Here is an 8,880-nt window from a genome sequence, read left to right as displayed (position 1 = left end):
TGTTTTATAGCTTTTGCATAGCCTGCTTTGCAGGCTACACCCCAAAAGAAGCAAGCACTGCCAGTGTCATGACACCTAGCTTTAGTTTTTACATCTGGATTCTTCCAAGTAATAATGTAGCCAGTAGGATAGCCATTATATAAAGAATCTATTAAATCTCTAACCTGACTGCGCTTCCATACAAATGGACGCTGAATTTCAGGAATAACAAAATCTTCTGCATCAATCAGTCCAAGAATTGCGTGAACCGAATACTGCATTAATGTAAATTTTTCACCAGTCATTGCTGTACCTCTCATCTAATGATTTTCCTCAAACCAAAGTGTGAGATGACACTTTGAAAAGGACTTATAGAAATCGCTTTTAATAAACAATTCTAAAATAATCCAAATATGCTTTATATTTATCCTGTGCGGTCAGACAGGTATCTGTCAGATAACCTTTTTCATTGTTCCATTCTTTCAGTCCACGATAATAGAACATTTTCAGATTATCTTCGATAATAAACGGCACAATATTGTATTTCAAACATTCTTTAAACATAATCAGACGTCCTACACGACCGTTGCCGTCCTGGAATGGATGGATCCTTTCAAACTTCACATGAAAATCCAAAATATCCTCAAAAGTCTTTTCTTCTTTTCCGTTGTACTCAGTCAACAGAGCTTTCATTTTATCGGCAACTTCTTCTGGAAGTGCTGTTTCCATTCCGCCAACTTCGTTCGGCAATTTCTTGTAATCACCAACAACAAACCAATCTTTTCTGGAATCACTGGTTCCATTCTTCAGAATCAGATGTAGTTCTTTAATAAACTTTTCTGTTAAAGCCGCTTTTGCATTATCAATAATCATATCAATGCAACAGAAGTGATTTGCTGTTTCAATCACATCATCCACATTCAGCACTTCGTTTTCTACGCCTATGGTGTTGGTTTCAAAGATGTATCTGGTCTGATCATGGGTCAGACGGCTGCCCTCAATATGATTGGAGTTGTATGTTAAATCAATCTGTGTCTTATGGTAAATGCCGCCAGAATACTTACTTGCTTTCTGCTCCTGCAGAATATCCAGCAAAGTAACTGGCTGCTCTTTCTTTTTGTTTGAGCGCTCCGGTTTTTCTGCATTTTCAGGAATATTCCAAGTCTTACCAGTAAGAAATGCACCTGGTACACGTCCCTGTGCACAATAATTTCTGACGCTGCGCTCTGAAACATTCCACTTTTTTGCTATTTCAGTAACTGAAAGGTATCGCATCTGTTCTCCTCCGTTATAATTCAAATCAAAATTTACACTTTATTATATAGTATATCACATTATCGGCAAATTATCAAATATTTATCTTTGCTTACATCTTATGTTTTTGCCGTTTTCGGCATCATTTATCTTTAATTAAATACCAAACTATCCTTGTAAATCAAAAATCTGTTTTACAAGGCATACTTTTCCTTTTTTGCTCATTTTTAAGCAAAACCTTGTTATAAGTTTTAGCGGCAATTTTGCCGATAAAGAAACCAGCCCGTTTCCGAACTGGTTCCAATTCACATAATGTATAAATAACATCCAGTCTTGCTTATTTTACTTTTTATTACAGAACCAACTCATGAATCACAATCTCTTCCGCCCGATTGTAAATGTTGTTCATAGCTTGTATCCACGCCATCTGATTCTATTCTTTCAATTCGTCCGTTACATCCTCAAGAGCTTTCCATGCTGCTCGATTTCCCTCTACATATCTGTCTTCGCACTGATTAACCTTTGCCCACGCCACGCTCATTACCATATGCCTGTGCAGTATCAATATGTCTATATCCAATCTCTACCGCTGCTTTTACAGCGTCAGCAACCTTATCATCATCAATAAACCAGGTTCCAAGACCAAGCTGTGGAATTTTTACTCCATTATTCAATACAATATTTCTATCAAACATTTCATTCACCTTCCTATTATAATTTCCCATATTCTTCATCACTTACTGGTTCAAGCCATTCATTAGAACCATTTTCGCCCGGAACCTCTATTGCAAGATGGCTAAACCATTCATCTGGTGCGGCGCCATGCCAGTGTTTTACTTCTGCCGGAATATTGATGCAGTCGCCTGGCTTCATTTCTACAGCTTCTTTGCCTTCTTCTTGATAATATCCTCTTCCGGCAACGCATACCAGAATCTGTCCACCTCCACTTTTTGCATGATGGATATGCCAGTTATTTCTGCATCCAGGTTCGAATGTCACATTGAAAATTCCAACCTGAGAAGTAGAAATCGGTGCAAGAAAACTTCTGCCGGAAAAATACTGTGCAAAACTATCATTTGGTGCACCAATTGGAAATACCATCTCTTTTGCATGCGCACGCATCCCTTCCTCTTCGTATGGCAAATCTCCTTCGCCTGTTTCCCACACTTCCTTTGCAAGATTGAAAACAGCCCATGCTTTTGGCCAACCTGCATAGAATGCGGCATGTGTGATCACTGCCGCAATCTCTTTTTGTGTCACACCATGATTTTTTGCATTTTGAAGATGATATTTTAAAGAAGAATCCGTTAATCCCTGCGCAAGCAATACAGTTACCGGGACCAGTGATCCGTTCCTCAAGCCGCACTTCTGCATATACATCCCCTTAAACTTTTTTCCCATCTCATAAGCCTCTTTTAATGCCGGATTGCCCTGTATTGCGCCAACAGCATCTGCACCTCCGCCAAATACGGTTCCTGCAAGTTTGGAATTTAGAAAACATTCGATTCAACATTGTTTTCATATGTCCGCTACGAGGTATATGCCATGATTAACAAAGATGAGCGCCGTGATGTGAGTATTCGCAAGCCCCGGCCATCTATCCGCAAGCAGCTTGCCGACAGCAAACAGGCCACCAGCCCGAAAAAGGCGGCGGCCAGAACCAAGAAAAATGAATTGGAGGTATGAGGAATGATGCACTTTACCGTGGAAGAAGAAAATTTGATCTGTATGTACCACAACGCAGACCGACGCAGGACGATAGGCAAGATCACCGCAGCCATGCCGGGTATGGACGGGGATATGTGGCCGCTTGCGTCCGGCGTCTTTTCTTTTTGCCTGTTCCTACGCATTTAGGACCCAGTATTGACGGGGATAGGATAAAGTATTCGCCCACCTCTGCAAACGTGCGGGAGAAGCCTTGAAACTGGCGGTTATCAGCCCCGAAAGGCGTAGGTTACAGTCATTATTAGCCCCCGAAACAGGTACAGACGCGCAGCGGGTGTATCTGTTTCGGGGGTGTGCAGGTGATAGCCGCAAAGCGGCGTAAGAGGGTGCAGCCCTCTTGATCGTTATTCTTGTTCCAGCGGGAAGCTCGGCAACGCTTCCAGCAGCTTTAAGGAAATGTGCTGCCGCATATCCTCGTCAATGACTTTTTTCACTTTGCCGCCCGGCTGCCTGATCTCCACCGTGGAAAGCTCGTCGATGTAGTCCGCATAGTGGGCCAGCACCTTTTCTGTGGCCCACTTCTCACCGGCAACGGCGGCTTTGATTGTTTCATAGTCCAGCAGCTTTTCTTGTCCGTCCATCCTGATACCCCCGTCAGATTGATTTTTTCCATGATACCATATCTGGGAGTATGGAGCCAGAGAAACCGGCGATTTTCTGCTGGTAAATTCTACGCATTTAGAGCGGCACTATGGCGGGGATAGGATAAAACACTCACATACCCCGCCGACTATGCGGGAAAAACCTTGAAATATAGGGCTTTTTAAGGCCCTAAATGCGTAGGTTGGTACTTTGTTGCGATATGCTCCACGGTTACGGTGTATTGTTCATATTCTGTTTTCGGGAATCTTTATGAAATCTTCAAAATTGCCCGGTATGCTATCCGTAAAATCAAAGAAAGGACTTGATTATATGGATATGATTTTGAAAACGACTGACCTCTGCAAAAATTTCAAGGGGCAAATGGCGGTAAACAATGTGTCACTGAACATCCGGCGCAACTCGGTTTATGGTCTGCTGGGGCCGAATGGGGCTGGCAAATCCACGATCTTAAAAATGCTCACCGGCATTTTACGCCCCACATCGGGAAGCATCGAGTTTGACGGCCACCCGTGGAAGCGGAATGATCTGGAGCATATCGGTGCTTTGATTGAGATGCCCCCGCTTTACGAAAATCTGACTGCATACGAAAATCTCAAAGTCAGAACTACATTGCTCGGCCTGGACGATGCACGAATTAACGAGGTATTGCAAATTGTCCAGCTCACGAATACCGGCAAGAAACGGGCCGGGCAGTTTTCTCTTGGTATGAAGCAGCGGCTTGGTATTGCTATTGCATTGCTGAACAGTCCCCAGCTTTTGATTCTGGATGAACCGACTAACGGCCTTGACCCTTTAGGGATTGAGGAACTTCGAGAGTTAATTCGCTCTTTTCCCTGCAAAGGGATTACAGTTATTTTGTCCAGCCATATTCTGTCAGAAGTCCAGCAGATTGCAGATCATGTAGGTATCATTGCTGGCGGCGTCCTTGGATATGAGGGAGAGCTTCGCGCCGGTGAAGATTTGGAACAACTCTTTATGGATGTTATTCGCAGAAATGGTAAGGAGGGATATTAAATGGAGATGGCATATATTCAGGCAGAGAACCTAAAGCATAAGAGAACTTTCACAAAAACGCTGATCGTTCTGGCCCCGTTTGTAACTGCGCTTATGAACTTTTTTGCCCCTCTTTGGTTCCAGCTCAATTCTTATAATTGGTGGTATATCCTGCTTTATCCTGGATTCCTTACGCTCACCTGTGCCTTGATTGAACAGCGGGATAATGGCAAACTAAAATATCGTGCCGTTGCTTCATTGCCTGTTTCGCAGAACAAAGTCTGGAAAGCAAAAATTGGAGTGGCCGGTATTTACTCCTGTGTGGGGAATTTCATTTTCCTGGCGCTAAATCTGTTGGGCGGTTTTGCAATATTAGTTATCAACGAAATTCCCCTGACAATCGGAATTTGGCAGGCTGTGGCCGGAACAGCTTGTATTGTCATTGCAAGCCTATGGGAAGTTCCGCTGTGCTTATGGTTATCAAAAAAAGTTGGTATCTTTGTCACGGTTATTCTTAATGCCGGACTTGGAAGCGTTTTAGGGATTTTCACGGCTACAACCTCTTTGTGGATGATCTGCCCGTATAGCTGGGTGCCGCATCTTATGATTTCCGTGTTAAGTATTTTGCCTAATGGTGAGCCGGTTGCAGATCAGAGTACGGCAATGGCATTTTGGATGATTATACTTGTATTGGTCATTTCGCTGGCCTGGTTTGCGGCGCTGTCATTTTTAACTGCAAGATGGTTTGAGAAAAAGGAGGTGGGGTAACTATGGTATCTGTGGTTCGCTGCTGGAAAGCAGAATATCAGAAGTGTAAACATAGCATTTTGCTCTATATGCACAGCATGATTCCGATTATATGTGCGGCGATTTTTGCGGGTTACTATCATATATCCAGATGGGAACTGGCAACCAAAATCAGTGCCTATCTGGAAGTGCTGGCCGTTGCGTTCCCGTTTCTGATCGGCATTATTGTGGGCCTGGTTGTTCAGATCGAAAATCAGGCCGGGCATTATCAGCTTTTGTTGGGAACAATCCCATCTCGCATGGCAACGTATATTGGTAAACTTGGTTTTCTGATGATCTGTGCTTTTGGCGCAACATTTTTAGCGTTAGGAACATTCGCTGCACTATATAGGGATGCTCCGGCAAGCCTTTACCTGAAAGCAGGGATTCTATTGTTGATTACCATGCTTCCCATTTACCTGATTCATTTGTTTGTGGGAATGAGCTTCGGAAAAGGTGCATCTATGGGATTGGGAATTGCAGGGAGTTTAATAGCTGCCCTTATGATAACAGGGCTTGGTGACGCTACATGGAAATATATTCCCTGGGCCTGGGGCGTTCGTGCTATGGATTACACTGTGCTTGCATGGGATAGCCCCCAACTGTATGCACAGGTAAAAACCGATTTTTTCAGCGGTATGATTATTTCTGTATGCTGCACTGTTTGTCTGCTGATTGCCAGTTTGGTTTGGTTTCATGGTTGGGAGGGAGGTAAAAACAGTGAATAAAAAGTGCCTGTTTGCCGTGGTAATTGTGCTTGTAAGTCTTATACGCTTATCGGCCTGCGGTGCGCTCCGCGATACCGCCGATAAAAATAAGGCGTTAAATGAATCTCTGCCGTATTATGAGCTGAACGCCGCAAACTATGATGAAATTTCATATAACGGCCTGACATATACCATAACGGATGAATGTCTTGAAATGTCAGAACTGCAAGAAGAAATCGGGCAGGTATCGAAACGCTTCAAAAATGTGGCGGGGGAAGATTTCAGTTTCGGCTACGTTTACAGTATTGTGGATGTGGATATAAGCAATGCCGTAGCTGTAAATATCAACAATGAATATCGGAAAGCTGACATTAAAAATAATGATGAGTAACCTCGACAATGTGGTATAATGGGGCGGGAGGTGATTTTTTGACCCACTTACTTGTAGTTGACGATGAAGTTTCTATCTTGGAATTGATTAAGAACAGTTTGGGGAAAGATGGATATTTGATAACAGTCTGTCAAAATGCGGATGATGTAGACATCAAAAAGCTGCATTTCTATGACCTCATTCTTTTGGATGTGATGATGCCTGGCACAGACGGGTTTGAGTTTTGCAAACAGATCAGGAATGTGGTAGACTGCCCGATTCTCTTTCTGACCGCAAAGACATTAGAGGAAGATATATTGTTTGGATTGGGCATCGGTGCGGATGATTATATTACGAAACCTTTTCGTATTCAGGAGCTTCGCGCCCGTGTCGCGGCACATTTACGCAGAGAAAAAAGGGAGCATCACAGCACACTTTCATTTGAGCCTGATATAAGATTTGACCTTTCCGCAAAGGTACTGTATGTTTCAGAACAGCCGGTTCCCCTTACCAAAAGCGAGTATTCAATCTGTGAATACCTTGCGAAAAACCGGGGACAGGTTTTTACAAAAGAACAAATCTATGAAGCCGTTTTCGGGTTTGATGGAATAGGCGATAACTCTACGATCTCAACGCATATAAAAAATATTCGTGCGAAATTGGAGCATTTCAAAATAAGTCCGATCAGCACCGTATGGGGGATAGGATATAAATGGGAGTGAAAAAGAAACCTACATTGAAAATATTGTTTCGCCAGTTTGCTATCTCCCTCATTGTCATGCTGGTAGCGGCAATTATTGTCCCTTCTGGTTTGGAGGGACTTGCTGTAAATGCTGGATTAGCTACAAGAGCAAATCTAAGTGAATTGCAGGTAAAAGAGATCATTCCAACGCTGACGATTGCCCCGGATATTACAAAGGTTGTGATTCCACAGGGATGCGGCTACTTAATTCTGGACAAGAACTTTAATGAGCTTTACAGCAATATGGACGATGATGAAAAAGAAATTGCCCTGCTGTACGCAAAGGGAGAATATATTGAATATGCTACGGGGAGGCAGTTTGCACTTGTTGTCCGGGAAAACGAATTTTGCGTTTTAAGGTATTATATTGGTTCTCAATTTACAGTGTCATGGCTACCGGAATATTTTCCATCTCCTGACACGCTTGCGTTTATCCTGATGGCTGTAAATTCGCTGCTGGTCATTATCATACTGACCGCCAGATTTGCTAAGAACCTGCGTACACAACTGACCCCGCTTTTTGAAGCAACTGCGGAGGTTTCAAAGCAAAACCTTGATTTTGAAGTAGGACACGCCAAAATCAAAGAGTTTGAAGATGTCCTTGCATCTTTTTCAGATATGAAAGATAATCTGAAAATTTCGTTAGAACGGCAATGGAAAACCGAACAGACACAGAAAAAGCAAATCGCCGCGCTTGCCCATGATTTGAAAACGCCTCTGACGGTTATTCAAGGAAATGCTGATTTACTCACAGAAACAAATCTTGATGATGAGCAACGATTATACGCTGGTTACGTCGTGGAAAGCTCCGGCCAGATGCAGTCATATATTCAAACCCTGATTGATATATCACGGGCGGCGGTTGGTTATCAGCTCCATATTGAAAGTATAGACTTGCCAGCGTTCATGCAGCACTTGTTCGGTTATATGGAATCACTATGCCGGACAAAAGAAATCCGGCTGCAAATGAATACTGTTTCACTCCCTCAAATGCTGAAATTTGATAGGGTGCTGATAGAACGTGCTATTATGAATGTTATCAGTAATGGGCTGGACTACTCCCCGCAAGGCGGAACGCTTTATGTGGATGTTCAGAGTAACAACGGTTTCGTGGAAATTTCAGTCACAGACGAGGGAACGGGGTTTTCTAAAGAGGCATTATGCCACGCACAGGAACGGTTCTATATGGGCGATCAAAGCCGCAATTCAAAGTTACACTTTGGTATGGGTCTATATATTACAAATTCGATTATGGAACAACATAATGGTCAGCTTATTTTAGAAAATTCAAAAGAAACCGGCGGCGCAAAGGTTAGTATGAAACTTCCTTGCTGATTTTCCGATAGTGTAATGGACGTCTTTTATGTCCGTCCATTTTTCAAATCTTTATGGAATCTTCAAAACAACAAAACGCTTCAAATCGTCGCCCGGTAGGTTTACGACCTGCCGGGCGATTTTTGTCGATTTTCGCGGATTGTCATTTCCGGCAAAAAATCAGATGGAAAAGGAGGCGGTCAGCAGACCAGGGCCAGCATAGGCCCCTGACAACGGACAGGATCATCCTGCTCACTCCCCACGGAAAGGGGGTGAGAAGATGAAAGTTACCCCTGATGATTACGGGAGGCGCTGCCAGTATCTTTTCCGCTGAATACATTTGATATGTGCATGACTGCCAAGTCTTTTTCTGGCTTGATCAAGCATATCTATGCTGTAATCAAGGC

The 8,880-nt window shown here is 43.2% G+C and carries 12 protein-coding genes and 2 pseudogenes; 8 read left to right on the top strand and 6 right to left on the bottom strand.

Features of this window, described 5'->3' with window-relative positions; all coding sequences use genetic code 11:
* The 5 genes and pseudogenes from AB5Z12_RS20150 to AB5Z12_RS20130 form a co-directional block, all read right to left on the bottom strand.
* On the bottom strand, positions 1–299 hold a 299-nt coding region (locus AB5Z12_RS20150), incomplete at its 3' end, for a DUF262 domain-containing protein (RefSeq protein WP_368368753.1).
* A gap of 64 nt (positions 300–363) precedes the next feature.
* Positions 364–1,254: a Fic family protein gene (locus tag AB5Z12_RS20145; RefSeq protein WP_368368752.1), complete on the bottom strand. Its 891-nt coding sequence runs from the start codon at positions 1,252–1,254 to the stop codon at positions 364–366.
* A 331-nt stretch (positions 1,255–1,585) separates the two neighbouring features.
* Positions 1,586–1,696: pseudogene (locus AB5Z12_RS20140) on the bottom strand (TnpV protein); the annotation flags it as partial.
* 52 nt (positions 1,697–1,748) lie between these two features.
* Positions 1,749–1,928, bottom strand: a complete 180-nt coding sequence (locus tag AB5Z12_RS20135) for an aldo/keto reductase (RefSeq protein ID WP_330386277.1) — start codon at positions 1,926–1,928, stop codon at positions 1,749–1,751.
* 16 nt (positions 1,929–1,944) lie between these two features.
* Positions 1,945–2,607, bottom strand: coding sequence for a carboxymuconolactone decarboxylase family protein (locus tag AB5Z12_RS20130; protein WP_243881994.1), 663 nt, complete (start codon positions 2,605–2,607; stop codon positions 1,945–1,947).
* 171 nt (positions 2,608–2,778) lie between these two features.
* Here AB5Z12_RS20130 and AB5Z12_RS20125 point away from each other — a divergent pair, with 171 nt between their 5' ends.
* Together AB5Z12_RS20125 and AB5Z12_RS20120 are read left to right on the top strand one after the other, a co-directional pair.
* On the top strand, positions 2,779–2,919 hold the full coding sequence (locus AB5Z12_RS20125; protein WP_021651320.1) for a hypothetical protein: 141 nt from the start codon (positions 2,779–2,781) through the stop codon (positions 2,917–2,919).
* Between the two features lie 6 nt (positions 2,920–2,925).
* A pseudogene (locus tag AB5Z12_RS20120) lies at positions 2,926–3,048 on the top strand (transposon-transfer assisting family protein); the annotation flags it as partial.
* A 254-nt stretch (positions 3,049–3,302) separates the two neighbouring features.
* Here the strand turns inward: AB5Z12_RS20120 and AB5Z12_RS20115 are convergent.
* Positions 3,303–3,539 carry a helix-turn-helix domain-containing protein gene (locus AB5Z12_RS20115; protein WP_118064609.1) on the bottom strand — a complete coding sequence of 79 codons (237 nt, stop codon included), beginning with the start codon at positions 3,537–3,539 and terminating at the stop codon, positions 3,303–3,305.
* A 331-nt stretch (positions 3,540–3,870) separates the two neighbouring features.
* Between AB5Z12_RS20115 and AB5Z12_RS20110 the strand changes: the two genes are divergently transcribed.
* From AB5Z12_RS20110 to AB5Z12_RS20085, 6 genes are read left to right on the top strand one after another with little or no spacing between them, the layout of a single operon-like run.
* Positions 3,871–4,575, top strand: a complete 705-nt coding sequence (locus AB5Z12_RS20110) for a lantibiotic protection ABC transporter ATP-binding protein (protein ID WP_025580190.1) — start codon at positions 3,871–3,873, stop codon at positions 4,573–4,575.
* On the top strand, positions 4,576–5,322 hold the full coding sequence (locus tag AB5Z12_RS20105) for a lantibiotic immunity ABC transporter MutE/EpiE family permease subunit (RefSeq protein WP_173716266.1): 747 nt from the start codon (positions 4,576–4,578) through the stop codon (positions 5,320–5,322).
* Positions 5,323–5,324: 2 nt separating this feature from the next.
* Positions 5,325–6,068: a lantibiotic immunity ABC transporter MutG family permease subunit gene (locus tag AB5Z12_RS20100; protein ID WP_025580193.1), complete on the top strand. Its 744-nt coding sequence runs from the start codon at positions 5,325–5,327 to the stop codon at positions 6,066–6,068.
* Complete coding sequence (locus AB5Z12_RS20095; RefSeq protein WP_368368751.1) at positions 6,061–6,438, top strand: NisI/SpaI family lantibiotic immunity lipoprotein; 378 nt, start codon at positions 6,061–6,063, stop codon at positions 6,436–6,438. Before AB5Z12_RS20100 ends, AB5Z12_RS20095 begins: the two co-directional genes overlap by 8 nt.
* 38 nt (positions 6,439–6,476) lie before the next feature.
* Positions 6,477–7,139, top strand: a complete 663-nt coding sequence (locus AB5Z12_RS20090) for a response regulator transcription factor (RefSeq protein WP_368368750.1) — start codon at positions 6,477–6,479, stop codon at positions 7,137–7,139.
* Positions 7,130–8,494, top strand: a complete 1,365-nt coding sequence (locus AB5Z12_RS20085) for a sensor histidine kinase (RefSeq protein ID WP_368368749.1) — start codon at positions 7,130–7,132, stop codon at positions 8,492–8,494. The genes AB5Z12_RS20090 and AB5Z12_RS20085 overlap by 10 nt, the downstream gene beginning before the upstream one ends.
* Positions 8,495–8,880: the final 386 nt, after the last annotated feature.

It is taken from the genome of Ruminococcus sp. RTP21358st1_G6_RTP21358_211008 (genome assembly GCF_040908885.1).
GTDB classification, from domain to species: domain Bacteria; phylum Bacillota; class Clostridia; order Lachnospirales; family Lachnospiraceae; genus Blautia_A; species Blautia_A faecis.
Note: the sequence above shows the minus strand (reverse complement) of the source record. Positions and strands in the feature narration are given on the sequence as shown.

Bases quoted from the DNA above. Each gene is read 5' to 3' on its own strand.
- AB5Z12_RS20145 (WP_368368752.1), bottom strand. From the start codon at position 1,254: ATGCGATACCTTTCAGTTACTGAAATAGCAAAAAAGTGGAATGTTTCA.
- AB5Z12_RS20135 (WP_330386277.1), bottom strand. From the start codon at position 1,928: ATGTTTGATAGAAATATTGTATTGAATAATGGAGTAAAAATTCCACAG.
- AB5Z12_RS20130 (WP_243881994.1), bottom strand. From the start codon at position 2,607: ATGCAGAAGTGCGGCTTGAGGAACGGATCACTGGTCCCGGTAACTGTA.
- AB5Z12_RS20125 (WP_021651320.1), top strand. From the start codon at position 2,779: ATGATTAACAAAGATGAGCGCCGTGATGTGAGTATTCGCAAGCCCCGG.
- AB5Z12_RS20115 (WP_118064609.1), bottom strand. From the start codon at position 3,539: ATGGACGGACAAGAAAAGCTGCTGGACTATGAAACAATCAAAGCCGCC.
- AB5Z12_RS20110 (WP_025580190.1), top strand. From the start codon at position 3,871: ATGGATATGATTTTGAAAACGACTGACCTCTGCAAAAATTTCAAGGGG.
- AB5Z12_RS20105 (WP_173716266.1), top strand. From the start codon at position 4,576: ATGGAGATGGCATATATTCAGGCAGAGAACCTAAAGCATAAGAGAACT.
- AB5Z12_RS20100 (WP_025580193.1), top strand. From the start codon at position 5,325: ATGGTATCTGTGGTTCGCTGCTGGAAAGCAGAATATCAGAAGTGTAAA.
- AB5Z12_RS20085 (WP_368368749.1), top strand. From the start codon at position 7,130: ATGGGAGTGAAAAAGAAACCTACATTGAAAATATTGTTTCGCCAGTTT.